Origin of the sequence: Aquabacterium sp. (assembly GCF_050725395.1) — a bacterium.
Classification (GTDB): Bacteria; Pseudomonadota; Gammaproteobacteria; order Burkholderiales; family Burkholderiaceae_C; genus Aquabacterium.
This window is the reverse complement of sequence record NZ_JBOHHL010000003.1, coordinates 130,909-157,368: the sequence shown is the minus strand read 5'-3', so window position 1 is coordinate 157,368 and position 26,460 is coordinate 130,909. Positions and strand designations below refer to the sequence as shown.

Sequence of the window (26,460 nt, the reverse complement as noted above, 5' to 3'; positions counted from 1 at the left end):
AGAAGGCTGTTGGCGATGCCAAGGAAGCCATCAAAGACGCTCATGAGTAAGTCTGGCAGCAGGCGTTACCCAGGCCCGCTTCGGCGGGCCTTTTGCGCTCAACGCAGGAAGGCCCACCAGTAAGCGGTATAGATGCAGTCCGCAAGGCTGTCGCAAGGAGCATCGTGGCGGCCCATGGCAAAGGCGTTGGATGAGAGCGATGCGCCGATCAGGATTGCAACTGTCAGGGCGCGTGAACGGGTGATGAGACGGTTCATGGTGTGAACTCCAAAGGGTAGGTTTGCAACAGAGACTTTTGAGTTGGGATGCTCAGAAGAGAATGTTCACCAGCTGCAGAACAGGATCTACCCTTGGAACTAGGGGGAGTCAAAAATACCCCCTAACTTGTTGGCTCGTGCGATCACCCCCACATCACTGACGACGGGGTGGGCTTTGCCACCAGCGAGGGCTAAGCGCCCAAGGCTGTTGGCCCCCGCCCCAATGAATTGAGGGTAAAGGCATCACGTTCACCGGAGAAAAACTGCTGCAGAGCGTCATCAAGGAGCGACGCCTGAGGAGCCGCCAATGAGAACAGCGTTAGGCAAGATTGAAATTTACGTGCGTCGATGCCGCCAAGAATGGCCTCAGCCGATGAGGTCCTGTGGCTGAGCATGGCTTCAACCATGTTGACGAGGCGCGGCCCAAGAACCGGGTGGGCGATGTACGCTTTAGCTTCCTCTATTCCCGAAATACCAAACTCTTGCGCCATCGCGCTTGACCCCAGACCTCGGAGCTGCGGCAGGATGAACCACATCCAGTGAGATCGCTTTCTACCGGCTTTGACTTCATCAAGAGCGATTGAGTAAATTGGCTCCTGAGCCTTGACGAAGCGCTCTAAATCGAATGCGTCGGAAGTCATTGGTCTTCTCTCCGATTGAAGCGGAAATTAATCTGCCACCGCCCCATTTCCGCGCTGGTCTGGGATGGCCAGCAAGGCGTTGAAATCGACATTGGGCATCGGCTTTCCAAACAAAAAGCCCTGTTGGTAAGCGCAGCCGTGGGCCAGTAAAAATTCTGCTTGCGCTGGCGTTTCCACACCTTCTGCCACGACTCGCAGGTTAAAGGCACGGCCCAGTGCAATGACGGACATGGCGATCGCACCATCGCGTCCACCGCGCCAAGCGTCGGTCACAAAAGATCGATCAATTTTTAACTCGTCGATCGGAAAGCGCTTCAGATAGCCAAGCGACGAGTAACCCGTGCCAAAGTCGTCCAGGGACACCTTGAAGCCCATGTCGCGCAGTTCCCTCAAGCGGTCCACGGCAAGTTCAACATCAGACATCAAAAGTGATTCGGTGACCTCTAGCACCAGGTAAGCTGGACTCAGCGCATGCCGGGCCATGAGCTCCTCCAACTGCGATCGCAAGCCAGCGGTTGCAAAACTGGGGCTGGACAAGTTGACAGAGACAGGGACCGTGCGCAAACCCATGTCCAGGCGATGGCGCAAATCAGAGCATGCTCTTTCCAGCAGCCAGTCGGTCAATGGCAAGATCAGACCCGACTCCTCGGCCAAGGGAATGAACTCGCCCGGAGGCACCATTCCCTTTTGTGGGTGCTGCCAACGCACCAGTGCCTCGGCGCCAATGACAGTGCCTCGGTCCGCGTCGACCTTCGGCTGGTAGTAAAGGCACAGCTGGTTCTCGGTGATTGCTCGGCGCAGTTCGTTTTCGCGGGTTAGGTGGTCGCCCGCGTCTTTGTTGATCGTTTCGTCGAAGAAGCGGTAGCGCCCTCGTCCTGCAGTTTTTGCGGTGTGAGAGGCTTGTTCAGCGCAGTGAATCAGTGCTTCGGCGTCGCTTCCATCGCGAGGAAACAAAGCAACGCCAATGCTCGCGCTCAAAACCAATTCCCGGTCTTCGATCGTCATGGGCGCAGCCACTTCCGCCAAGAGCTGCTCGGCAGTTCGCGACGATTGCTCCTGGTCACCCACCCCTGTCAGGAATAGCGCAAAGGCGTTGGGGCCCACACGTGAAACCACTGACTCGCACATGGCACGGGATTCGGCCAGGCTGTCGAGCCCGTGCGCGAATGCTTTGAGTCGCGCGGAAATCAAGCACAGCACCGCATCGCCTTGGGCATAACCCACGGCATCATTGATGCTCTTGAAGCGGTCGATGTCGATATAAAGCATCGCACAGCCAGCGCGCAGTCGTGTCAGCCGTTCCAAGGCTGGACTCGCAAGTTCGTTGAAGAACTGGCGATTGGGCAAACCAGTCAGGGCGTCATGGTGCGCCAAGTGGAAAGCGCGCTTTTCTGCTTCAACTCGGTCAGTGATGTCCTGAGTGATTCCTTCAACGCCAAGGCGGTGCCCATTGCTGTCGATGGCAGCCACCGCTTGCTCGTAAACGGTGCGGGTAACGCCATCAAAGCGACGGATCTCGAAAGTTCGCTGATAAGGTTTGCCTTGTAAGCGAGCCGCATCGCGCATGCAGGACACGGCTTCACGATCACTGTCATTGATCAAGGCCAGGAAATCTTGAGGACGTGCGGTCCGTACCGCATGGTCTGGCGCAGCTAACACTTGAGCCAATTCAGGCGAGCACACAAATCGATTGCCGTCAGCAGACAGTCCCCAGCTTCCCATGTTGGCAATGCACTGTGCCCGCTCCAAGCGTTCACGGCTACGGCGTTCTGCATTGACAGCGCCGCCCGCGCGCAGTGCGTAGCGCACGCGGTGCGACAACAGGGTCCAGTTGATCGGCTTGGATATGAAGTCCGTGGCACCCGCAGCATAAGCAAGGTCAACGGAAGCGCTGTCATTGAGCCCAGTGAGCATCAGCACGGGAACATTGGCTCCATGCCCAGTTTGACGCAATCGACGGCAAACTTCATAGCCGTCTAGTGCTGGCATCATCACATCAAGCAGACACAGGTCGAATGGCGAGTGTTCCATCAACGCGAGGCCCTCGATCCCATCCTCCACTTCGACCACATCGAATCCCGCATCTCGAAGGGTCGTGGCCGCCATGGTTCGCAACACCTCATCGTCGTCAATGATGATCAACCGTGGCGCGCGTGGTTCGTCGAAAGTCTTCATGCTCGCTCCGCGGCGAGGCAGGGGAAGCGATGGCCGGCATTCAAGCCAACCGCTGAACCTTCTAGGCCCAGCTTGGCGATGCTGATCAGGTCGGCCTTCCGGGCCTCCTCGGAACAAGTTGAATTGTCTTGCATCACCACGCAACTCCCTTTGTGCATTCTGCTTTTTCAGTCTTCTCCTATTTCGGCGCGAAAACCCAAGACTTTAGCGAGATCATCTGCACGACGATGCAGCTGACTGACTGCCGGACTCATGCCACGCTTGCCACGATGCCGTAGCGTCCTTTGTCTCGCCCGGTGGTGGGTGGATTGATGAAATCGGCGCTCTCGATGGAGGCACCCAGGTTCTGAAGAATCAGGACGGTCTGCTCGGGCGTGAACGAGTCGTAAAAAAAGGTATGCCCGTACATGGTGTCGGTGAACGCAGGATGATCCGAACCGCCAACCGTGAGCATCAATTTTGCGCCCGGGCGCAAGCTGCCGACCACCTTTCGCAGAACGTTCTCGTGATGTTCCCTGGGAAGGTGGAACAAGGAATCCCAAATCACTGCCCCGTCGTAGTCTTCGTCCGATTCGAACGACTCCATGGACGATTGCAGCCAGCGGCCTTCTGGATAGCGTTGCCTGGCAAGCGAGAGCAACTCTTCGGCTTGGTCGACGCCGGTGACGCGAAATCCGCGCCTTAAGAGAAATTCAGCAATCGGGCGGCCTGTTCCGCATCCCAGGTCAAGGATCTTGGCCGGGGGTTGCAAGTTGATCAGTAAGCGATCAAGAAACGCAGTTTCGTGGCTAAAGAGCGTTGAGCGGGCCGCATCCCATTCTTTGACAATGGCGTTATAGCTGTGACGGTTCATTTGTAATCCAGCGCCCGAAGTAAGCCGCGCCCACACAAGTGGAAAATGTGGGCGTGACCAGGTGGTTAAGCCGCATTTTGACCTTTCTCGTGACCCTTGTCCGGTTTGCCTAGGTTGAACACGGTCTGGTCCGGGGCGCTGGTTCTCCTGACATGGAAAAGCAGCTTGGCGCATGGGATCCTTGGCGCTCAGAACTCGGGCACCCGCCAGCGCTTGTTAACATTGAGCCATGTGGCGAACGAAGCAGTTGAAGATCATGACGACCATGCCATGGGTCATCGGTGGTGGTTGCCCATGCGAATAGCGGTATTGGACGACGACCAGGACCACCGGGACCTGGTGCTGCAGATCATCGAGCGTGCGGGGCACGGTGGCGTGGCGTTTTCCGAAGGAGCCGCGCTGCTGCGCCAACTTCAGCGGGATGTGTTCGACCTCCTGATCGTGGACTGGCAGATGCCGGGGATGTCCGGCGTGGAAGTGGTCCGCTGGGTGCGTGCCAACGTGCAGGACCGCTTGCCGGTGCTGTTCGTGACACAGCGCGACGACGAGCGGGACGTGGTGGAGGCACTGGGTTGCGGTGCCGACGACTACATGAGCAAGCCAGTGCGGGTGCATGAACTGCGCGCCCGCGTGACGGCCTTGCTGCGCCGCAGTTACCCTTCTTCAGAAGAAACCCAACTGGTGCTGGGCGGTTACCGCCTGGATCTCGTGCGGCGCGAGGCCTTCTACGACGGCCAGATGATCGAACTCAAGCCCCGCGAGTTCGAGTTGGCGCGCTGCCTCTTCATGCAGCCAGCGCGGCTGTTGTCGCGCGACTACCTGTTGCAGACCGTGTGGGGTCTGGCCAGCGATGTGCCCTCTCGCACGCTCGACACCCACATGTCTTCCCTGCGTGCAAAGCTGGCCCTGCGCAGCGAGCGTGGCGTGCGCCTGACGGCGGTGTATGGCCTGGGATACCGGTTGGAAGACACCAAGCCAATGCACGATGACCAGCGGACCATGCCTGGCACGGGGGCGGTGACATGCGGTTGAGCCACCGGCACCTCATTGTCGCTACCTTGATGCTGTGCCGGCTCGCCCCGGCCGCCTCTGAGGAGATGGTCATTCACCGGGTGCAGGTGGGTGACACGCTCATCGGGGTGTCGGAACGCTTGCTGGAGAACCCTTCGCAGTGGCCGGTGGTGGCCAAGCTGAACACGGTGGCCGACCCCCGGCGGCTGCAGCCTGGCCAGCATTTGCGCATCCCGGTATCGCTGCTCAAGGGGCAAGTCCGGCCAGTCACGGTGCTCTACGTGCGCGGCCAAGTTGGGCGGGCCTCAAGCGAACTGCCTGCGCGGCCAGTCGGCATCGGCGACCAGTTGAGCGAGGGCGAGGTGATCAGCGTCGGCCCTGACAGCTACGCGAGCCTGCGACTGCACGACGGCTCGCAGGTGCACGTGCAGGCTGGCACGGTCGTGCGGCTGGACCGCCTGCGCAAGGTGGCCGAGTCGGGACGCTCCACCACCTCGCTGGGGCTCCAGCGTGGACGTGTGGACACGCAGGTGGCGCCGCAGCAGGGCGGCTCTCGCTTCGATGTGCGCACCCCGCTGGCCGTGGCTGGCGTGCGTGGCACGCGCTTCGGCGTGACGGTGGACGACAGCGGCGCGCTGGCCTTGTCCGATGTGGTGGAAGGCCGGGTGGCGGTGCAGGCCCTGAACGCGAAAGCTCCGGGGGCTCAAGTGTCCGCAGGGCAGGGCGCAGTGGTGCGGCGCGCCAAGCCGGTACCGGTCGTTCGGTCCTTGCTGCCCGCGGCCGATGTGTCAGCGCTGCCCGCCTTGCAGCAGCGCCTGCCCTGGCCACTGACTTGGCCGACTGTGGCTGGCGCGCAGACTTACCGCGCGCAACTGGCCGAGGATGAATCGCTGACACGCGTCATCTGGAGCCAAGTGGTGGCATCGCCCTCTATCCTGGTCAATGGCTTGCCGGACGGCGAGTACGTGCTCAGCATCCGGGCGCTGGATGCCGATGGTCTGGCCGGACGCGAAGCGATTCACCGCGTGCGGGTGAAAACCCAACCGGTGCCTCCGTTGGCCCAAGCCCCCGGACCCGAAGAGGTCGTGGCCGCCGGGCCGATGCCTTTGGTGTGCACGGACGTGCCGGGAGCGGTGGCCTACCGCTGGCAGATTCAGCGGGGCGAGGGTGCCTGGAGTGATCACGGTGAGCCTGTACCGAGTGCGGTGCAAGAGCACACCACGCCGGGCCATTGCACATGGACGGTGGACGCGGCCGAGCCCGGCGTCTACCGCTGGCGCGTGGCCACTCAAGTGCGGCGTCCTGATGGTTCGCGGGACGAAGGCCCCTTCGGCGACGAAGCGCGTTTCGTGGCCGTGACCAGGCCCGAACCGCCCATGCCGATGGTCGAGGTGGGGGACCAGGTCCGTGTGCATTGGCAAGGCGCGCCTGGCACCCGCTTCGACGTTCAGGTGTCGCCCGATCCCGCTTTCGAGCGGGACGTGCAGACGCAATCGGTGACCTCGCCCGAGGTGCAGTGGCCCATGTCCTCCGGCTGCCGCCCGTCTTACCTGAGGTTGAGGGCAGTATCGCCGGAAGGCGTCGCCTCGGCCTTCTCGCCGGCCAGACTGCTCCACGGCGAAGCCGGAGTGTGCAGCAGTGACGGGCAGCCTGTGATGACCGGCCACGGCACGCGACTGCAACACGGGAGCCCCTGATTGCGGTGGCTGGCCGTGCTGCTGTTGGGTACCGCGCTGCTGCTGGGCTGGACGGACGGGCGTGGTCGCCTTGAAAGCGCCGCCATCGACCAGTTGGCGAGTTTGAATGGCCGGCCTGCACCCGACGACATCCTGATCGTGGCCATCGACGAGCCCAGCCTGGCAGCGCTGGGGCGTTGGCCCTGGCGGCGCACCGTGCATGCCGCCTTGCTGGACCGCCTGGCGCAGGCTGGCGTGCGCGGTGTGGGCCTGGACGTGATCCTGTCCGAGCCCGACCGCGAGCACCCGCATGACGATGCTTTGCTGGCCGAGGCGATGCGGGCCGGCGTCCCCGTCGTGCTGCCCGCGATCATGGCCATGGGGCCCGGCGGGGCGCCTCAAGCCGCGGAGCCTGTGCCGGTGCTGGCCACGGCCTCAAAAGCCTTGGGGCACATCCATGTCGAACTGGACGCGGACGGGGTGGCGCGCAGCGTCTTCCTCAAGGAGGGCGGGCCGGGCCGCTGGTGGGACCACTTCGCGCTGGCCTTGCTGGGCGTGGCCGGCCAGTCGCCGCACGCTGCGGATCTGCCCGGGCAGCGGCGTCCGCCCAAGGCAGGCACGGGCTGGCTGCGAGACCACTGGACGCAGATCCCTTACGCCGGGCCGCCGGGCCATTTCCGGCGCGTGTCCTATGTGGACGTGCTGGAGGGCCGTGTGCCAGCCGCCCTGTTGCGCGGCCGGCTGGTGCTGGTGGGCGCAACAGCGGTGGGCCTGGGTGATGCTTATCCCACGCCGATGTCCAGCCACGATGCGCTGATGCCGGGCGTGGAGGTGTCGGCCAACGTGGTGGATGCCTTGAGGCGGGGGCTGTCGCAGCGGCGTGCCGAGGCCTGGGAGAACGCCGCCGTCGCGGTGCTGATGACCGGACTGCTGTTGCTTGGGCTGCAGCGCTTGTCACCATGGCAGGGGCTGTGTCTGGTGGCTGTGGCCATGGCCGCCACGGCCGGGCTCACGTGGCTGGCCTTGCGCATGGCTGGCGTGCAGCTGTCGCCCTTGCCGCTGCTCGGCGCGCTGGCGCTGGCCTATCCGCTGTGGAGCTGGCGGCGCCTGGAAGCGGCCCGCTTGCAAGAAGCGCTGCGGCGCGAGCAGGAAGCGGTGTGGCGCTTCATTGCCCACGACATGCGCGCGCCCCAGTCCGCCATCGTGGCCTTGGTGCGGCGTTGGCGTGCCTCGGGGGATGCCTTGGATGGCGAACTGCTGTCCCGCGTGGAAGCCCATGCCCAGCGCAGCCTCGCGCTGGCGGACGACCACGTGCAATTGGCCCGCGCCCGCCATGGTGGCGCACAAGACCCACTGGACCTGCGCGATGTGGTGGCCGACGCCGTGGACCAGCAGTGGCCGCTGGCCGAGGCGAGGGGTGTCCGCCTGAGCTGCGAATTGCCCGACGATGAGGCGGTGGTGCGGGGCGACCGCGCCTTGCTGGTCCGCGCGCTCGTCAACCTGCTGAGCAATGCGCTGAGGTTCACGCCGGATGGCGGCACCGTGCGTTGTGCACTGTCGCCACAGGGCAGGGACTGGGAGATGCGCGTGAGTGACGAAGGGCCTGGCGTGCCTGTTGAATTGCGACCCCGCCTGTTCCAACCCTTCGCGCAGGCCATGTCCGCGCCGGATTCGCCCGACCGGGCCGCGGTGCAGGCGGCGTCGGGCGCCGGCCTGGGCCTGGTGTTCGTGCGGACGGTGGCCGAACGCCATGGCGGCCGGGCCGATCTGGACAGTGGCCCGCGCACCAGCGCCCATCCCGGGGCCGCGTTTTTCATCCGCCTGCCCCGCGCCTGACCGCTTTCCAGCATCGCGCGGTGGTTGCTTTGTCAACGATTGTCAACTCGCTGGCGCCGCCTGCGCCTCGTCCCTAGAGTCCGCTCGCGGTGAGAGGCCGGGTGCATGCACCTTTGAAGCGCCATCTCGCCATCGTGATCGACAGCGTTTGACGAAGGTGGCCAGCAATGATCGGCAAGACGATGCCCGCGGGTGGGCAGAACGAGATGGGGCAGGGCTCAGCAGGGCGGCTGCGCCGCTTGGTTGGCACCGCCTGGCGGTGGTTCGGACCTGCGGCCGTGCTGGTGTCCGCGCTGGCATCGTCTCCAGCCTGGTCGGCGCTGATCATCTCGGGCTTGCCCGACACGCCCGACCCAGTCTCGGCAGGCGGTGAGGTGACCTACACGGTGCGCGTGGCCGAATCGGGCGGGGCCCCGGTGAGCAACGCCTCCGTGGCCTTTGCGGTGCCGGCCAATGGCCGCTATGCGGGCGCGGATGCGCTGCCTTCGGGCGTGAGCTGCAGTGGCATGGCCACGGGCCAGGCCGGCCCTGGCGTGTTGACTTGCAGCGGCCTGAACCTGGCTGCCAACGAGGTGGCCGAGTTGCCTTTGCGTGTACGCTCGACCGTGCAGGGCAGCCTGACCGTCAGCGCCACGCCATTGCCCTCTGGCACACCGCAATCGCAGACCACGACCGTCAACAACGGCGCTGACTTGCGCGTCGGCATCAGCGGCCCCGCCACAGCCCCTGCGGGCAGTGCGCAGGCGTGGTCCTTCACCGTCACCAACGACGGCCCGGATGCTTCGCCTGCCTCCACGCTGACCTACAACGTGCCACCCAACCTGGGCATCCCCTCTCTGCCCTCCGACTGCAGCTTGGCGGGCAGCCAGCTCACGTGTGCCGTGGGTGCCCTGGCCGTGGGTGCGAGTCGCACCGTGACCGTCAACGCCGTGGTCGGCGCGGGCAGTGGTTCGACCTTGGCCCACACCGTGGACGTCGCTTCAGGTGGCGGGGTGGGCGATGGGGTGTCGGGCAACAACGTGGCGACGCTCAACACCGCGGTGTCGGCTGGCAGCAGCCTGGCCATGGGCAAGACCAAGTCGGTCGCTGATCCGGTCGAGACGGGGCAAAGCTTCAATTTCCTGCTCAACCCGAGCTACAGCGGTGATTACCCGGCCGGTGTGCAGGTGAGCGATGCCATGCCCGGCAACTTCTGCAAGAGCGGCGGCGCCAGCTTCAACAGCGGCGGCTGGGCCTGCACCGCTTCCAGTGTCTGCCCTGCGGCAGGGCCCACCATCACTTGCACCCGCAGCGGTTCGGGCAGCGCGGGCTACAACCAGGCGCTGGGCCTGATCACCGTGCCGGTGCAGGCCTTGACGGCCGGCGTCGGCGTGAACAACACGGCCAGCGTGAGCGCGCCCGGCGTGGTGAACGCCGATGGCACCGTGGCCACCACGGTGATCGATCCGCGCTCGGACTTGCGCGCCAACAAATCCAAGAGCTGGCCGCAGAGCGCCGTGCCAGTGGGGCAGGCGTTCAACTACGCCGTGTCCACCACCAACCTGGGACCATCGGCCTTCCCGGCCTCCGGCGTGCTCACCTTGACCGACACCGTGCCGGCAGGGCTGCAGGTCAACAGCATCACGCCGCCCTCGGGCTTCGTGTGCGTGTCATCAGGCGGCGCGGGCTTTCCGCAGGCAGGCCCCGTCACCATCACCTGCACCAGCAGCAGCGTGGGCTTGGCGCTCAATGCCAGCACGGCCAATGTCGTGATCAATGCGCAGGCCACCGCGGCCGGCAGCACCCTGACCAACACGGTGTGCGTGGGCAGCGCGGGCGGCCCGCCGGACGATGTGCCACCCAACAACTGCGCCTCGGTCGGCATCGACCCCCAACTGGGGCCCGACCAGGCGGATGTGTCCACGCTCAAACGCGTGCTGGGCCTGGGCGATGCGCTGGGCAACCCCCAGCTGGCGGGCCAGGCGGTGACATGGGAAGTCGAGATCGTCAACGCCGGCCCCTCCACCGCCACCGACGTGGCCGTGACCGACGTGTTCAACAACGTGTTCAATGCCAGCGGCGCTGACTACAGCGTGAGCACCGTGGCCGGCAACGCGACCTGGGGAGGCTGCGCGCTGTCGCCCTCTGGCAGCAATGTGTCGCTGAGCGGCTGCGCCATCAGCTCGCTGCCCGTGTGCACCGCGGGCAGCAACTGCCCTCGCGTGCAGGTGAGCGTGCGCCATTTCGGCAACGGCAGCAGTGGCTCCGATGCCTTCCAGGTGAGCAACACCGCCTTCGCGCTGGCACAGAACCAGGGCGACCCGACCCTGCTCAACAACAACGCCAACAACAACACGCCGACCCAGGCCTACTTCGAGGCGCGCACGGACGTGGCGGTGAGCAAGACCGACAACCCGGACCCCGTGCCCGCGGGGCAGTTGCTGACCTACACGATCACCGCGCGCAACGTGGCGGCCACCAGCGCCAGCCGGGCCTTCAACGTGGTCGTGACCGACACCTTGCCGCTGAACGTGGTCTTCCTGTCCGCGGACCCTTCGGTCGGGGGCAACTGCTCCACCGCGCCAGCCACCGGCAGCGTCACCACGGGGGGGAACCGCACCTTGGTGTGCGACTGGCCGCAGATCGACCGCGGTGCGCAGCAGACCGTTACGGTGCGGGTGCGCCCGCTTGTGGCCACCAGCGTGGCCGGTGGAGGCACGGGCAGCATCACCAACGATGTGGCCATCGCGACCGACACGCCCGAAGTGGCGGGTGGTGCGCCCAACAACGCGGCCACGCAGCCCACGGCGGTGACCTCGCCCAGCTACGACCTGATCATCAACAAGGTGGACGACGTCGACCCGGTCGATGTGGGTGACGATGTCACCTACACGCTGACGGTGACCAACAACCGGCCATCCACCGCCGAGAACCTGGTGCTCACGGACACCTTGCCGGCCGGGGCCGGTGCGCCGACCTTCGTCGAGGTGGTGGCACCGCTGCCCACCGGCATGGCCTGCAACACCGCTGGCGTGACGCCGGGCGTGGCGGGCGGCAACATCGTCTGCACGATCGCACAACTGGGCGGCAGCGGCTCGGGCTCCACCAGCGAGACCTCGTCGACCCAGGTGCGCGTGAAACTCCGGGGCCAGGCCAAAGGCTCGTTCAACAACGTGGCCACGGTGAAGTTCGCCAACCCAGCGCTGGATGCGCTGGACCCCCAGGGCAACAACACCGCGACAGAGCCCACGACCTTCCGCCTGAAGGCGGACGTGCAGGTGGTGACCAAACGCGCGGTGCAAACCGGCACGGCCACGGCCCTCACACAGGTGCCCTACAACGCGACCTTCGACTGGTTGGTGGACCTGCGCAACAACGGGCCCCAGGCGGCCGAGCAGGTCGCGGTGACCGACAACCTGCCCGCCGGGATGGTGCTGGCGGGCGCCCCGGCCTTGAGCGTGACCAGCGGCACCTTCGTGCCCTCGGCCCCCACCTGCACCGGTGCAGCGGGCAGCAGCAGCGTGGGCTGCGCCATCGACAGCATGCCGGCCAACGGCACGGCCACCTTGCGTGTGCCCGTGCGCTTCAGCGGCACGCCGGCCGACGGCACCGTGGTGAGCAACACGGCCAGCATCGTGACCACCGGTTCGGGCGACACCAACGGTGGCGCCGATCCCAACGCGGGCAACAACTTCAACAGCGGCAGCATCACCGTGCAGACGGCGCTGCTGGCCGGTCACGTGTACGTGGATGGCAATGGCAACGGCGTGTTCAACGCCGGCGAGCGCGGCATCGAAGGCGTGCTGCTCACGCTGACGGGCACCGCGCAAGACGGCAGCCCCGTCAACCGCACTGCCACCACGGACGCCGACGGCCGCTACTTCTTCCCAGGCTTGCCGCCTTCCAACGCCACCGGCTACACCATCACTGAAAGCCAACCGGCCACCTATGTCGACGGCCAGGACCGCACCGGCCAGGTCAATGGCGTCCCCACGGGCAACGCGGGCAACGACGTCATCAACGGCATCGTCTATGCCAACGGCACGGGCACCAACGGCGACGGCTTCGATTTCGGCGAGGGCGGTGCCAGCGTGGCTGGCCAGGTCTTCAACGATGCCAACACCAATGGCACCCACGAGCCCGGTGACCTGCCTTTGAGCGGCGTGACCATCACGCTCACGGGCACGGACGCCAGCGGCCAGGCCGTGAGCCGCAGCACGCAGACCGGGTCCGATGGCCGCTACCGCTTCAACGACCTGCCGGCGGCCGATGCCAACGGCTACCTGATCACCGAAACGCAACCTGCCGGCTACAACCAGGGTGGCCAGACCCCGGGCTCCGTCGGCGGCACCAGCCCCGTGGCCAACCAGCTGCGCGTGCCCTTGACCAGCCCTGGCACGCAGGCCACCGGCTACGACTTCTTCGAGCAAACACAAACGCCGTCGTCCTTGTCCGGCCGCATCTGGCGTGACCTGGACCATGACCGGACCCGGGCCAGCGGCGAGTCGCTCGTCGGCGGCTGGACAGTCGAGTTGCTCGGGTGCCCCGGTGGCACACCCACCTGCGCCTTGAACGAGGTGAGCGTGCTGGCCACCACCACCAGCGCGGCCGATGGCAGCTACCGTTTCGACCAACTGGTGCCGGGCGACTACCAAGTCCGCTTCCGCTCGCCCGCCGGGCAAACCGTGGGCGGCGCCTGGCCCACCGACCCGGTGCAGAACGCCCCTGCCGGCCCCAACCCGACGGTGCCTGGCATGGCCACGCGTGCGCTGGTCCCCGTGACCGTGGGCGCTGGCGTGGGCATCGTCAACCAGGATCTCCCGCTCGACCCCAGCGGCGTGGTCTACGACAGCCTGACCGCCCAAGCCGTGCCCGGTGCCACGGTGACCTTTTCCGGCCCGGCCGGCTTCGACCCGGCCCAGCACCTGCTGGCGGGCGGTGCCTCCGTCACCACGGGCGCGGACGGCTTCTACCAGTTCTACCTGCTGCCCGGCGCCCCGGCTGGCGCCTACCGCCTGACGGTGACACCACCTGCAGGCTACGGCGTGTCCTTGACCTACCCCGCGGCCACCGGCCCCTTGGACATGCAGACCTGCACGGCGCCTTCGGGCACGGTCGATCCCGTGGCCGGCGATCCCTGCCTGGTGAGCCCCACGCCGCAGCCCACGGCGGGCAACCTGCCACCGTACTTCATGGACTTCAGCTTCCCGGGCTCAGTCGCGCAGAACGTGGTCAACAACCACATTCCGCTCGATCCCGCGGGCGGCAACAACGCCATTGAACTGCGCAAGACCACGTCCAAGCTGACGGTGCGCAAGGGCGACCTGGTGCCTTACGTGATCACCGCGGTCAACACCCGCGCGCTGGCCTTGTCCAACATCGACGTGGTCGACACGCTGCCCCCTGGCTTCAAGTACGTGCAAGGGTCGCTGACCGTGCAAGCGCTGCCCTCGGGCTCGGTGCTCCAGGCCACGCCCACCTTGCAGGGCCGCCGCCTGACCGTGCCGGCCCAGGCCTTCGCGCCCAACCAAACCTTGCGCCTGTCCATGGTGCTGGGCGTGGGCACGGGGGTGGGTGAGGGCGATTACGTCAACGTCGTGCAGGCCCAGCAAGGCCTCGGCGGCGAGCGCCTGTCCAACGTGGCCTCGGCCACCGTGCGTGTGGTGCCCGATGCGCTGTTCGATTGCACCGACGTGATCGGCAAGGTCTACGACGACCGCAACGCCAATGGCTACCAGGACGAGGGCGAACCCGGCCTGCCCAATGTGCGCGTGGCCACGGTCAATGGCCTGCTGGTCAGCACCGACGCGCAAGGGCGGTACCACATCGCCTGCGCGATGGTGCCCAAGGAAGGCACGGGCAGCAACTTCGTGCTCAAGCTCGACGAGCGCACCTTGCCCTCGGGCTACCGCGTGACCACGGACAACCCCGCCAGCGAACGCATGACGCGCGGCAAGCTGGTGAAGGTGAACTTCGGTGCGACCGTGCACCGGGTGGTGCGACTGGCCTTGCGCGGCGCGGCCTTCCAGACTGGCCACACCTCGCTGCAAGCGGGTTTCGACACCCAGCTTGACGAGGCCCTGCGCCAGTTGGCCGAGCGGCCGTCGATCCTGCGATTGGCCTACGAGCGTGTGGCCGATGAGGACGCCAAGCTGGCCGAGCGGCGTGTGGCAGCGCTCAAGGCCGAGGTGCTGCGCCGCTGGCAGGCGCTGGGCCGTGACCACGAACCGGCGCTGTTCAACCTGGACATCGAGGTGGAGCTGAACACGGCTCCAGTGGCCCGATGAGCACCTTTGCCCACCATCCACCCTCGCCATCCCCGACACAGCCAAGGCGCCCGAGCATGAGCATGAAGTCCCTCCATCCCACCCGCACCCTGGTGGCCCACGCGGTGGTGCTGGCCTGCCTGTCGGCCGGTGGCGCCCTGGCCCAGGAGCCCTCGCAGTCTCCAACGAGGGCGCCCGACACCGAGTGCTCACGCGATGACCGCGGCCGACTGCGCGACCACTGTGCCGAAGACCGGCGGGCCGTGGAGATCACCGGCACGCAGCGCCTGCCCGAAGCCAGCGAGCGCGAGCTGCCCAGGTTGACCGTGCTGCTGGGTGACGAACGCCCCACGCCAGCTCTGCAATCTGTCACTCCTTCAGCTCAAGGTGCGGCCGCAACGACCAGCCCGCGTGAGCACGAAGACCGCCATGTGCCCCGCTTCGACTCCGGCGAAGACCTGCTCAAGCCGCAGGACCGCGCACGGCTGGACGCCATCGTGGCGCAAGTGAAAGGGCGCCCCGGCTTGCGCTTCGAGATCGTGGGCCACACTGATGTGCAAGGCATCAGCCCCGCCTTGCGCCAGCGCTTCCCTGATAACCGGGCCCTGGGCCTGGCCCGCGCGCGCCAGGTGGCGGACTACCTGGGTGAGCACCTGGGCCTGGCCCCCTCGGCATTCCAAGTCCAATCGAAGGGCCCGGATGAACCCCTGGCCACACCGGCCGCGCAGCGCGCCAACTGGCCCGCCAACCGCCGGGTCGAGGTGCGCGTGTACTGGCGAGACGAAGCCGCCGCCATGCCGCCAAAGCCGGCCCCCGCTGCGCTGGACCCCGGCGTGTGCGATGCCTTGTCGCCCCTGGCCGCAGATGACGGGCAGCCCTGGCGCCTGACCGTCGACGGGCGCCTGCCCGCCAGCGCCACGGCACCAAGCGCCGTCGCCGCCACCAGCGCCGATCGCCAACGCTGCACCGATGTGCTGCTCGAACGGCACCAACTGCGCCTGCAGTACGACAGCCTGTCCCAGCCCCGTCGGCTGAACGGCGCGGCCTGGCCCACCACGGTGTCGCCCGGCGAGGCCGTGCGTTTCGCCGCCGACAGCAACTACCGCCTGTTCTTCAAGCGCGCGGAGCTGCGCCTGTTCACGGCCAACGAGGCCATGCAACCACAACTCCTGGCCGTGCTGCCACTCGACGGCGACCTGCGCGCGCAATGGACCGTGCCCAAGGACATCGCCGAGGGCTCGGCACGCCCATCGCGCCTCTACTGGCGCATTCGCGTCACCGACGCCCAGGGCCGATTCGACGAAACCGCCGACTTCACCTTGACCCTGGCCGATCCCTCGCCGCGCCCCGACGCCTTGCCACCCCCGGATGTCGAACAGGAACTGCGCCGCGCGCTGGGCGAATCCCGCCTGTCCATCATCAACATCCCGCTGCAAGGCGGCACGGTCACCGCCAGTGGCCAGGGCATCGCGGCCACGCAGCGCGTGCGGGCCCTGGGCCTGGCCGTGCCGGTGGACGTGCAAGGCCGCTTCGTTGCGCAGCAATTGGTGCCGCGCCAGGTGCACACCGGCGAGATCGCCGTGATCGAGCCCGATGGCCGGGCACAGGTCTACCGCCGCGACTTCGAGATCCCGCGCCGCGACGGCTTCTTCGTCGGCCAGGCCGACCTGACCGTGGGCCACAACCAGGTCAGCGGCCCGGCGGCTTTGCTCACCGAAGACAAGAACCGCTACAACGACGACACCTGGACCGAAGGCCGCATCGCCTTCTACGGCAAGGGGCAACTCAACGACCGCTGGACCATCACCGGCAGCCTCGACACGCAAGAACAGCCGCTGGACGACCTGCTGCGCCGCCTGGACCGCAAGGACCCGACCTCGCTGCTGCGCCGCGTGGACCCGGTCGATTCCTGGGCCACCTTCGGCGACGACTCCACCGCCATCGAGGATGCGCCGACGCAAGGCAGCCTGTACCTGCGCATCGATGATGGCCGCTCGCACCTGCTGTGGGGCGACTACAAACTCACGCTCGACGGCACCGCGCTGGCCCAGGTCAGCCGCGGCCTGTACGGCCTGCACGGCCGCTATGTGGGCGACGACAGCACCAGCTTCGGCGATGCCCAACTGCGCCTGGACGTCTTCGCCGCGCAGCCCGGCACCCTGGCCGCGCGCGAGGATTTCCGCGGCACGGGTGGCTCGCTCTACTACCTTCGCCACCAAGACATCACACGCGGCGCCGAGAAAGTCTTCGTCGAAGTGCGCGACCGCGACTCCGGCCTCGTGATCTCGCGCCGCCAACTCGTGCCATCGTCCGACTACGAGGTCGATGCGCTGCAGGGCCGCGTGCTGCTCAGCGCGCCCTTGTCCAGCGTGTCCGACGACAGCAGCATCATCCGCACCGGTGGCATGGCCGGCCACCCCGTGTACCTGGTGGTCGATTACGAATACACGCCGGTGGCGGGCGACCTCGACAGCCTGGCCACAGGCGGCCGCGTGGCCTGGTGGGCCACCGACAAGCTGCGGCTTGGCCTGACCACCTCGCAACAACAGCAGACCGGTGGCGACCAGCACCTCACCGGCGTCGATGCGACGCTGCGCCACAGCGAGACCACTTACCTGAAGGTCGAGGCTGCCCGCAGCAGCGGCCCCGGCACGGGCCAGCTCGAATCGCTGGATGGCGGTTTCAATTTCACGAACAACAACCCCTTGCCCGACCAAGACCAGGTGGATGCCGGCGCGTGGCGCGTCGAAGGGCAGGTCGATCTCAAAGAGACCGGCCTGGCCGACCACGGGCGGCTTGCCGCCTATGCACAGCAGCGCGACGCCGGCTACTCGGCGCCTGGCCAGTTGGCCGCGCGCGAATCGCGCCAGGCTGGCGTGAGCGCCACCGCGCCGCTGGGCGAGCGCACCGAGCTGCGCCTGAAGGCCGACCAGCGCAATGAAGACGGCGGCGTGGACACCCAGGCCGCCGAAGCACAGCTTGCCTTCAAGCTGGCAACCCGCTGGTCGCTCACCGTCGGTGCCCGCCACGACGACAAGCAGACCGATGCTTTGATCATCAACCCGCTCGCCCCCGTGCTGAGCAATGTCGAAGGCGAACGCACGGACCTCAGCGCGCAGCTGGATTTCGACAGCCAGGCCGACTGGGGCACCTATGTGTTCCTGCAGGACACCCTCCAGCGCAGCGGCACCCGCCAGGACAACGACCGCGTGGGCGTGGGCGCCCGCTGGCGCGCCACCGACAAGCTGGGCCTGCGTGCCGAACTGTCGGGCGGCGATGGCGGCGCGGCGGGCAAGGCGGGGGTCGACTACCAGTACGACGACCGCTCCAGCGTCTACATGACCTACGCGCTCGACACCGGCCGCACCGACGAGAACAACCTGGGCCGCGGCGGCACCCTGGTGTCGGGCCTGAAATCACGCGTGGCCGATGGCCTGAACGTCTACACCGAGCACCGCCAGACGACCGGCCTGCAATCTGGCCTGACCCACGCCTATGGCGTGCAGTACGCGCCCAACACGCGCTGGACCTGGGGCGCCTCGTTCGAGAATGGCCGCATCGAGTCGGAAACCGTGCAGGCGCTTCGGCGCGAGGCCGTGGCCTTCACCGCTGGCTATGCCGACGCCGACGTGCGCTACAGCGGCGGTGCCGAGTACCGCTGGGACCGCTCGGCCACCGAATCGCGGCGCAGCTGGTTGCTCAAGAACGCCCTGAGCGTGAAGAACGGCAGCGATGGGCGCTGGGTGGCCAAGCTCAACGTGGCCGACAGCGACAGCAGCGCTGGCGGCTGGTACGCCGCCCGCTACACCGAGGCCACGGCAGGCTATGCCTGGCGCCCGGTGCTCAACGACAGGCTCAACATGCTGGTCAAGGCCACCTGGCTGCAAGACCTGTCATCGCCCGGCCAGGTGGTGGCCACCGATGTGACGCAGGTCGCCGTGGTCACCCAAGGCATCGATTACCAGCAGCGCAGCCGTGTGCTGGCGGTGGACGCCACCTACGACCTCACCTCGCGCTGGACGGTGGGCGGCAAGCTGGCCTGGCGCACGGGCGAACTGCGCGCGGCCCGCGACGACAGCGCACCCTGGTTCAGCAGCACGGCCACGCTGGCCGTGGCCCGCGTGGACTGGAAGGTGGTGCGCCAGTGGGACTGGCTGCTGGAACTGCGCAGCCTGCAGGCCCGTGAGCTGGACGACCGCAAGAGCGGTTTCCTCACCGCCCTCTACTACCACGTCAACGAGAACTTCAAGGTGGGCATCGGCCACAACTTCACCGACTTCTCCGACAACGTGACCGACCTCAGCTACCGCAGCCGCGGCTGGTTCCTCAACATGCTGGGCAAGTTCTGACGTGCCCAGGCCTCTTTCTTCCCTTTGATTTTTTGACAGGAGCAATTCATGAAAGCATATGGCGCCGAATTCGTCGGTACGTTCTGGTTGGTGCTGGGCGGCTGCGGCAGCGCGGTCCTCGCGGCGGCCTTTCCCGGTGTGGGCATCGGCCTGCTGGGCGTGTCGCTGGCCTTCGGCCTCACGGTGCTGACCATGGCCTATGCCCTGGGGCACATCTCGGGGGCGCATCTGAATCCCGCTGTCAGCGTGGGCATGTGGGTGGCCGGACGTTTGCCCACCGCCCAACTGCTGCCTTACATCGCAGCCCAGGTCATGGGCGGCATCGCCGGGGCTGGCGTGCTGTACTTGGTGGCCTCCGGCAAGGCGGGCTTCGACGTGTCCGCGGGCTTTGCCAGCAATGGCTTCGGCGAACATTCACCAGGGGGCTATTCGCTGCTGGCCGCCGCCCTGATCGAAACGGTGCTCACGGCCGGCTTCCTGTTCGTCATCCTGGGCGCGACCTCGACCGGGGCACCGCAAAACTTCGCGCCGTTGGCCATCGGCCTGGCCCTCACGCTCATCCACCTGATCAGCATCCCGGTGACCAACACCTCGGTGAACCCGGCGCGCAGCACCGCCGTGGCGCTGTTCGTGGGCGACTGGGCCATGTCCCAACTGTGGCTGTTCTGGTTGGCTCCACTGGTTGGTGCGGCGGGCGGAGCCTTCATTCATCGCGCATTGTCGACCGAGTGAGGGGCTTTCGTTGCTTGCGCCACGGCTGAAGAAATCCGCCGGATTGCCGAAAAGAAGGCATGTCGTCAAGCATCGTGGTCACTTCAGCCAGCACTGCTGCCAGCACCTCCAGTTCTGGAGGTGCCAGCGAATTGGGCAAATTGAAGAAGCAACTGGCTGACTTGTATGCACAGCTGCGGCAAGTCCCGCAGGGGAGTGGCGACGCCAAGCAAAAAATTGCGCAAGCGAAATTGATCCAGGCGCAAATCCAGCTCGTGCAGGCACAAATACAAAATCTGGAAAAAAAAGAAAGTGCTGAGAAAACAAAATCGTCATCTCAGCACAAACAGGTAGACCGCAGAACAGACGCGCACAGATTGCTGGATGTGTACGCCTGACGACCTCAAAGCAGGTCCGTCATGTCCGCGACGTCACCAGGATCCATGCGGATGCGGAGAAGCGCACAGGTCACGTTTGCCTTCAGGAAACAGAACAGGCTGCCGATAAGCATGCTGAGGCGGGGGCCTCATCATCTGGTTTCCAGGGAGTTCTCATGCGATTTTCGGCCCGACTGACGATTTGCTTCATAGCGCCTGCCACCCTGTTCGTGGCGGCCACGACCGTGGGTGTTTGGGGACTCGCACGCACACAAGCCGAGTTTGACCAGTACATGGCCACCGACCAGAAGCTCTCGGATGGGCTGTCGGAGATGTACGCGCAAGGGCTGCAGTCTGGTCAAGCCCTTCGCAACACGGTCCTTGACCCCAAGAACGCCCGAGCCTATGAAAACCTGAAGGCTGCTCAGGAAGCCTTCCGCAAAGCCTTCAGTGAAACCGAGAAGGTGGCCACTGGCACACCGTTTGAGAAAGACCTTCCCATCATTGCCAGCTTGCGCGATGCACAGGAGACGGCGGTGAGCAAGGTATCTGCGTTGGTGGCCAGCGATCCTCAAGCGGCTGTGAAACTTCTGAACACCGAAGAAACGCCAGCCTGGAGAAAACTGCGCAGCGAACTCATCAAGCAACGTGAAGCTGCGAGGAAGTTGGCCCAGGAGTCCCATGCCGCGGCACAGGGTCGCGGTCGTCAAGCCACCGCCATCGCTGGATTTTTTGCATTCGTGGCGGCTGGCGTGGCGATCGCCCTGGGATGGTTCATGCAACGCAATGTCCAACGTGAATTGGGCGGCGAGCCAGCAGATGCCCGTGATGCCCTGCGCCGGATCGCGGCGGGCGACCTTTCAGTGCCCGTCCCGCTGACGCCCCATGCGGACAGTCTGATGGCCGAACTTGCGCACATGCAGCAAGACCTGCAGAAGTTGGTCGGGCAAATTCGACAAGCCTCTGACAGCATCCAGGTGGCCAGTGCGGAAGTGGCCACCGGCAATGTGGACCTCAGCAGCCGAACGGAAGAGGCCGCCAGCAGTCTGCAGGAAACGGCCTCCTCCATGGAGCAGCTCACGAGCACCGTGATGCAAAGTGCCTCCTCTGCTGCGACGGCCACTCGACTGGCGTCGACGGCCAGCGATTTTGCCCAACGAGGCGGGCAGGTGGTGGCCAAGGTGGTGTCCACCATGAGCGACATCAATGCCAGCTCGAAGAAAGTGGTCGACATCATCGGCGTCATCGATGGCATCGCCTTCCAGACCAACATCCTGGCGCTCAATGCCGCGGTGGAGGCTGCGCGCGCTGGTGAGGAAGGCCGCGGTTTCGCCGTCGTGGCAGGCGAAGTGCGCCAACTGGCACGCCGCTCTGCCGAAGCCGCCAAGGAAATCAAAAAACTGATCGGCGACAGCGTCACCAGTGTGGAAAACGGAGCTCAACTGGTCGAAGACGCCGGCAGAACCATGTCGGAACTCATGACCAGTGTGCAAGGGGTGAGCAGCTTGATCACTGAAATCAGCGCGGCTGCCAACGAGCAAAGTCTGGGGATTGGGCAGGTCAACGTCGCGGTGGGTCAGTTGGATCAAATGACACAACAGAACGCGGCCTTGGTTGAAGAGTCGGCCGCCGCAGCCGAGAGCTTGAAAGATCAGGCAAATCGGCTGGGTGAGATGGCTTCCCGATTCAGGTTAGGTGCTGCCGCGGCGTAGCTTCGGGCGAGCAAGCGGTCCACGGCCAGTTCGGCCCATGACCATACCCATTCAGTGCATGGCCGCAGCCAGCCTGGCCGGGACCACGTCGGGCAAAGGCATCGGTTTGCCGATGAGCCATCCTTGCGCATGGTCCACGCCGATGCGCGCCAGCATGTCCCTGGTCTCGGCGGTTTCCACCCATTCCGCGATCGTTTGAAGCCCGCAAAGCTTGGCGATTCGAACGATCGATTCCACGATGCCCCTGTTGAGGGGCGAGGTCAGCAAGGTCTTCGTGAAACTCCCATCGATCTTCACGTAGTCCACCGGCAGGGTCTGCAAGTAGCTGAACGATGACATGCCGATGCCGAAGTCATCGAGCGCAAACTTCACGCCCACCGCCTTCATGGCATTCATGAAGGCCAAGGCCGACGCGAGGTCGCCAATGGCGGCCGTCTCGGTGATCTCGAAGCAGACGCGGCGAGGCGACAGACCCGTCCGCTCAAACTGTGCGAACACGAAGGACAGAAGTTGCGCATCGCCAATGGATTGGCCTGAAAGATTGATCGACGCCTCGTGGTCAGGATGTTGGCTCAGCCAATCGAAGGCGGTCTTGATCACCCACCGGTCAACGGCCTGGATCTGGTTGTAGCGTTCGGCCGCCGAGATGAAGGAGGCAGGCGGCAACAGCTTGCCATCGCCATCCACGATTCGCAAAAGCATCTCGCCATGCTTGAGCTTGCCCGGGGTGGGATGAAGGGGCGCGATCGGCTGGAAATGGAGCCGCAGCCGGCCATCCTCCATCACACGCCGGATCTCCGAAGCCCAGGTCATCTCGCCTCGCCGGGCCTGCATCCGCTCATCGGCGTCGGTGTAAGTCTGGATGCGGTTGCGCCCCTGTTCCTTGGCGAGGTTGCAGGCCATGTCGGCACCCGCCATCACGGCGGCGGCGGAGGTGCCACGTTCTCCGAACGCGAGCATGCCGATGCTGACCGTGACATTGAAGCTCTTGCTGTTCCATGGCAGGCCGAACGCGGCGATCTGGGCGCGCAGCTTCTGGGCCACACGCAGCGCGGCTTCTTCGGAACAATGAGGAAGGATCAGCCCGAACTCGTCGCCCCCTAGCCGTGAGACGGTGTCGCTTTGCCGCGCACCTGCTTTCAGAATGCCGGCGATGTGCACCAGAAGCTGGTCGCCCCCCTCGTGCCCGGCAATGTCATTCACCACCTTGAACTGGTCCACGTCGATGTAGAACACATGGTGCTGAGGGTCGTCCGCGGTGCTGGCCAAGGCGTTCAAACGGCGTTCGAACTCGCGGCGGTTGCTCAAGCCGGTGAGGTGGTCGTGGTTCGCCTCGTGGGTCAGTTGCTGGAGCAGGCCACGCTCATCGGTGACATCGCGGATGACCATCACGGCACCCATCAACTTGTCACCGGTGCCGTGCAGGTGCGCCACGCTCGCTTCCAAGTGGCGTTCATGGCCATCTGGCGTCATCAGCAGCGCTTCGAATTGCCCGGTGCGCAGAAGAGGGGCGAGGTTTTGCAACGGCTGTCTGCTTTCCGGGTGCAGAAGGGTGCCCAGCTGGTTGACCGTGGTGGTGAGGGCCTGGCTTTCTGTCATGCCGAACAGGCTTTGGGCCGTCGGGTTGATGGAGGACATCAGCCCATCCGTGCCAATGGTGATCACACCTTCGGCGATGGACCGCAGTGTGATCCGGAGCTCTTCTGATTGCCTGCTCAACTGGGTGTTGGCTTGGCTCAACGCGGCCACCGCCGCTTCCGCCTCTTGCTTGGCGTGGCGGAGTTCTTGTTCGTGCCGCCTGATCTCTGTCGCGTCGAACACGTGCAAGGTGATCTCACAGCCGCCAGCGGCTGGTTTGCAGATGGCGAACAGCACGATCGGAAACCGCCGCGCATCGGCGAGGACCAAGTCGAGCATCACCTCGCTGGCCGTGCCCGTGGCTTCCAGCAACGGGACGAGATGGGTGGCATAGACGATCTGGCTGGCGGGCGACAGCAAGTCCTCAAAGCGCCTGCCTTGCAGGCTGTGCTCGCTCATCTGCATCCACGACGCGAAGCGTTGGCTGGCGCTCTTCATCATGCCGTCGCCAGACGTCACGATGAGGCCATAGGGTGCGTCGGTCATCATGCGGTGCTTTCCACGAGTTCGTGGGCCTGCGCTTCCAGAAAGGCGCGGAGCACCTCGGTGGCCTCTTGCGGTGCGCTCATGTGTGGGCAGTGGCCGGTCGCTTCCAGCTTGGCCAGCTGCACTTGCGGCCAACGCGATTGCAGGTACTGTCCCACCGAGGCGGGTGCCAGAGTGTCCCGGGTGCATTGCATCACCAGCGTCGGGATCGACAATCCGTCCAGGTCCTCGCGGTGGTCTGACAGAAAAGTGACTTGGGCAAAATGCTTGGCCACGGACGCCTCCATCCGGCAGAAGTGCGTGGCCAGCTCCTCGGACAGCGCAGGGTTGTTCTCGCTGCCCATGACCACGGGCGCCATCATGCGGGCCCACTTGAAATGGTTGGCTTCAAGGATGTGGAGCAGATCGTCGATGTCCTGGCGCTCGAAGCCACCCTGGTAACCCTCGTGGTTCAGGTAGCTGGGCGAGGGCGCCAGCATCACCAGCGCCGAGAACAGGTCTGGCCTTGTCCTGGCGGCCAGCACGGCACTCATGGTGCTGACGGAATGGGCCACCAGCACGGTACCTTCCAGCTGCGCCGATTCGCACACCGAGATGATGTCCTGCGCGTGCCCGTGAAGCGTGGCGTGGCGCTCCTGGTCATACGCATCGGGTGCGGCGGTGCCGCACCCCGCCAGGTCCATCAGGACCACCCGGTGCGTGGTCTCGAAGGCCGGGGCCATGAAACGCCAGACGCTCTGGTCGCAACCGTAGCCATGCGCGAACAGCAAAGGCTGCCCTTGTCCCGCCTGCCGGACGTTGTGGCGTGACAGGGCGCTCATGCGCGGTACCCACTGGTCGATGGTTGGCCCACGGCATTGGCCAGGTTGAAGAAGGCAATGGCCTTCACCAGTTGCTGGGCCTGGCACTTCAGGCTTTCGGCGGCGGCGGCGCTTTCCTCCACCAGCGCTGCGTTCTGCTGCGTGGCGTTGTCCATCTGAGTGATGGCCTGCCCAACCTGGGCCACCCCGGCACTTTGTTCCGTGCTGGCATGGCTGATCTCTTCCATGATCACGGAGACCTGCCCGACCGACTGGACCACCTTCTGCATGGTGGCGCCGGCCTGGTCCACCAGGGAGGTGCCTTGCGCCACGCGTTCCACGCTGTCGTGGATCAGTGACTTGATCTCGCGGGCGGCCTGCGCGCTGCGTTGTGCCAGGGTGCGCACTTCGCTGGCGACCACCGCAAACCCACGGCCCTGGTCACCCGCCCTGGCGGCTTCCACCGCCGCATTGAGCGCCAGGATGTTGGTCTGGAAAGCGATGCTGTCGATCACGGAAATGATGTCCGAGATCTTGTTGCTGCTGTCGTTGATGCCTTGCATCGTCAGGATGACTTTGTCGACCACCTCGCCGCCTTGCACCGCGATCGCGCTCGCATCGTGGGCCAACTGGCTGGCCTGTTTGGCATGGCTGGCGTTGCCCTTCACGGTGGAGCCCAGTTGCTCCATCGACGCGGCGGTTTCCTCCAGCGCGCTGGCTTGCTGTTCAGTGCGGCTGGACAGGTCGTTGTTGCCTTGGGCGATCTCCGAGCTGGCCGAGGCAATGCTGTCGGCCGTGGTGCGAACCTGGCCGATCAAGGCCTGCAACTGGCCTTGCATGGCACCCATGGACGACAGCACGCTGCCAGCGGGGGCGGTGGACGCACCCTGCACTTCCGAGATGTCACCTTGGGCCACCCGTTGGGCCAGTCGGAACAGGTCGGCGGGCTCGGCACCCAGCGAAGCGACCAGCCTGCGGATGATCAGCCAGCCCAGCACCCCTGCCATGACGGCGGCCAGCGCACTGAGGGCCAGCATGATGGCGCGTTGCCGTGCCAAGGCGGTGGCCGCGGCAGCGCTTTGGCGCCGGGTCTCTTCACGGGTGTACTCGACATAGGCCTTGGCGGCCTCCATCAGTTGGTTGAGCAAGGGCCTGCAATCCACATTGATCCTGCGGATGGCTTCCTCGCGCTTGTCCTCGCTCGACAAGCGGACGATGTCGAGCGCAATCGGCGCATAGCGGGCCTCGATCTGATCGATGGCATCCACCAGCTCGCGGTCGCGCGGCGTGACATTGGAGTCGCCGCTCACCGAGGCCTTCAAGTCGCGCAGGCTGGTTTGCAGCTGCTGGTGCGAGTCGATGGCGCTTTGCTTGCCAAGGGCGTGGTCTTGGGCCGTGTCCACCAAAGCCATGTCTCTCACGGCGATGGCCCGGCGGCTGGCGTAGATCCGGACGTCCAGGGCCAGGTCGGCACGCCGGGCCTCGCCATTGATGTAGGCGGTGAACCTGTCGTTCGCGTCCCCCAGGCTGTGTGCGCCAAAGATGCTGACCACCAACACCAGGAAGGTCAAGAAACTGAACGCCAAGGTCAGTTGCATCTTGATTGAGAGATTTTTCACCGCGACTCCAAAGTGGTTACCTGATGTCACAAATCATCTCATGGCGTCATTTATGACGTTGTGTAGTATTTATC

At 65.4% G+C, this 26,460-nt stretch carries 15 protein-coding genes; 8 read left to right on the top strand and 7 right to left on the bottom strand.

What is annotated here, in order from left to right; all coding sequences use genetic code 11:
* Positions 1–98: 98 nt before the first annotated feature.
* The 4 genes from ACREB4_RS03335 to ACREB4_RS03320 all read right to left on the bottom strand — a co-directional run bounded on the left by ACREB4_RS03335 (position 99) and on the right by ACREB4_RS03320 (position 3,926).
* A complete protein-coding gene (locus ACREB4_RS03335) occupies positions 99–257 on the bottom strand; it encodes a hypothetical protein (RefSeq protein WP_431586772.1) in 159 nt (52 codons plus the stop codon).
* A 191-nt stretch (positions 258–448) separates the two neighbouring features.
* Positions 449–898 (bottom strand): DUF1810 domain-containing protein, encoded by a 450-nt coding sequence (locus ACREB4_RS03330; RefSeq protein ID WP_431586771.1) that lies wholly within the window; start codon positions 896–898, stop codon positions 449–451.
* 27 nt (positions 899–925) lie between these two features.
* Positions 926–3,073: a putative bifunctional diguanylate cyclase/phosphodiesterase gene (locus ACREB4_RS03325; protein WP_431586770.1), complete on the bottom strand. Its 2,148-nt coding sequence runs from the start codon at positions 3,071–3,073 to the stop codon at positions 926–928.
* Between the two features lie 250 nt (positions 3,074–3,323).
* Positions 3,324–3,926, bottom strand: a complete 603-nt coding sequence (locus ACREB4_RS03320) for a class I SAM-dependent methyltransferase (RefSeq protein ID WP_431586769.1) — start codon at positions 3,924–3,926, stop codon at positions 3,324–3,326.
* 294 nt (positions 3,927–4,220) lie between these two features.
* Between ACREB4_RS03320 and ACREB4_RS03315 the strand changes: the two genes are divergently transcribed.
* From ACREB4_RS03315 to ACREB4_RS03280, 8 genes are all read left to right on the top strand, one after another.
* The gene (locus tag ACREB4_RS03315) at positions 4,221–4,958 is read left to right on the top strand and encodes a response regulator transcription factor (RefSeq protein ID WP_431586768.1); all 738 of its coding nucleotides are present in this window, start codon (positions 4,221–4,223) and stop codon (positions 4,956–4,958) included.
* A gap of 65 nt (positions 4,959–5,023) precedes the next feature.
* Complete coding sequence (locus tag ACREB4_RS03310) at positions 5,024–6,634, top strand: FecR domain-containing protein (protein WP_431586767.1); 1,611 nt, start codon at positions 5,024–5,026, stop codon at positions 6,632–6,634.
* Complete coding sequence (locus ACREB4_RS03305; protein ID WP_431586766.1) at positions 6,635–8,449, top strand: CHASE2 domain-containing protein; 1,815 nt, start codon at positions 6,635–6,637, stop codon at positions 8,447–8,449.
* Positions 8,450–8,616: 167 nt separating this feature from the next.
* Positions 8,617–14,715: an SdrD B-like domain-containing protein gene (locus ACREB4_RS03300; RefSeq protein ID WP_431586765.1), complete on the top strand. Its 6,099-nt coding sequence runs from the start codon at positions 8,617–8,619 to the stop codon at positions 14,713–14,715.
* A gap of 56 nt (positions 14,716–14,771) precedes the next feature.
* Positions 14,772–19,043: an OmpA family protein gene (locus tag ACREB4_RS03295; RefSeq protein ID WP_431586764.1), complete on the top strand. Its 4,272-nt coding sequence runs from the start codon at positions 14,772–14,774 to the stop codon at positions 19,041–19,043.
* A gap of 48 nt (positions 19,044–19,091) precedes the next feature.
* Positions 19,092–19,775: an aquaporin Z gene (aqpZ, locus tag ACREB4_RS03290; RefSeq protein ID WP_431586763.1), complete on the top strand. Its 684-nt coding sequence runs from the start codon at positions 19,092–19,094 to the stop codon at positions 19,773–19,775.
* A gap of 59 nt (positions 19,776–19,834) precedes the next feature.
* Entirely contained in the window at positions 19,835–20,152 is a 318-nt protein-coding gene (locus ACREB4_RS03285) for a FlxA-like family protein (protein WP_431586762.1), read from the top strand.
* A 155-nt stretch (positions 20,153–20,307) separates the two neighbouring features.
* On the top strand, positions 20,308–21,843 hold the full coding sequence (locus ACREB4_RS03280; protein ID WP_431586761.1) for a methyl-accepting chemotaxis protein: 1,536 nt from the start codon (positions 20,308–20,310) through the stop codon (positions 21,841–21,843).
* Positions 21,844–21,894: 51 nt separating this feature from the next.
* Here the strand turns inward: ACREB4_RS03280 and ACREB4_RS03275 are convergent, their stop codons facing one another.
* The 3 genes from ACREB4_RS03275 to ACREB4_RS03265 are packed head-to-tail and all read right to left on the bottom strand — an operon-like array spanning position 21,895 to position 26,386.
* Entirely contained in the window at positions 21,895–23,970 is a 2,076-nt protein-coding gene (locus ACREB4_RS03275) for a putative bifunctional diguanylate cyclase/phosphodiesterase (protein WP_431586760.1), read from the bottom strand.
* The gene (locus ACREB4_RS03270) at positions 23,967–24,788 is read right to left on the bottom strand and encodes an alpha/beta fold hydrolase (RefSeq protein ID WP_431586759.1); all 822 of its coding nucleotides are present in this window, start codon (positions 24,786–24,788) and stop codon (positions 23,967–23,969) included. Before ACREB4_RS03270 ends, ACREB4_RS03275 begins: the two co-directional genes overlap by 4 nt.
* On the bottom strand, positions 24,785–26,386 hold the full coding sequence (locus ACREB4_RS03265; protein ID WP_431586758.1) for a methyl-accepting chemotaxis protein: 1,602 nt from the start codon (positions 26,384–26,386) through the stop codon (positions 24,785–24,787). Before ACREB4_RS03265 ends, ACREB4_RS03270 begins: the two co-directional genes overlap by 4 nt.
* Positions 26,387–26,460 lie beyond the last annotated feature (74 nt).

Coding starts and splice junctions, on each gene's coding strand:
- ACREB4_RS03335 (WP_431586772.1), bottom strand. CDS start 257: ATGAACCGTCTCATCACCCGTTCACGCGCCCTGACAGTTGCAATCCTG.
- ACREB4_RS03330 (WP_431586771.1), bottom strand. CDS start 898: ATGACTTCCGACGCATTCGATTTAGAGCGCTTCGTCAAGGCTCAGGAG.
- ACREB4_RS03325 (WP_431586770.1), bottom strand. CDS start 3,073: ATGAAGACTTTCGACGAACCACGCGCGCCACGGTTGATCATCATTGAC.
- ACREB4_RS03320 (WP_431586769.1), bottom strand. CDS start 3,926: ATGAACCGTCACAGCTATAACGCCATTGTCAAAGAATGGGATGCGGCC.
- ACREB4_RS03315 (WP_431586768.1), top strand. CDS start 4,221: ATGCGAATAGCGGTATTGGACGACGACCAGGACCACCGGGACCTGGTG.
- ACREB4_RS03310 (WP_431586767.1), top strand. CDS start 5,024: ATGGTCATTCACCGGGTGCAGGTGGGTGACACGCTCATCGGGGTGTCG.
- ACREB4_RS03300 (WP_431586765.1), top strand. CDS start 8,617: ATGATCGGCAAGACGATGCCCGCGGGTGGGCAGAACGAGATGGGGCAG.
- ACREB4_RS03295 (WP_431586764.1), top strand. CDS start 14,772: ATGAGCATGAAGTCCCTCCATCCCACCCGCACCCTGGTGGCCCACGCG.
- aqpZ (WP_431586763.1), top strand. CDS start 19,092: ATGAAAGCATATGGCGCCGAATTCGTCGGTACGTTCTGGTTGGTGCTG.
- ACREB4_RS03285 (WP_431586762.1), top strand. CDS start 19,835: ATGTCGTCAAGCATCGTGGTCACTTCAGCCAGCACTGCTGCCAGCACC.
- ACREB4_RS03280 (WP_431586761.1), top strand. CDS start 20,308: ATGCGATTTTCGGCCCGACTGACGATTTGCTTCATAGCGCCTGCCACC.
- ACREB4_RS03275 (WP_431586760.1), bottom strand. CDS start 23,970: ATGATGACCGACGCACCCTATGGCCTCATCGTGACGTCTGGCGACGGC.
- ACREB4_RS03270 (WP_431586759.1), bottom strand. CDS start 24,788: ATGAGCGCCCTGTCACGCCACAACGTCCGGCAGGCGGGACAAGGGCAG.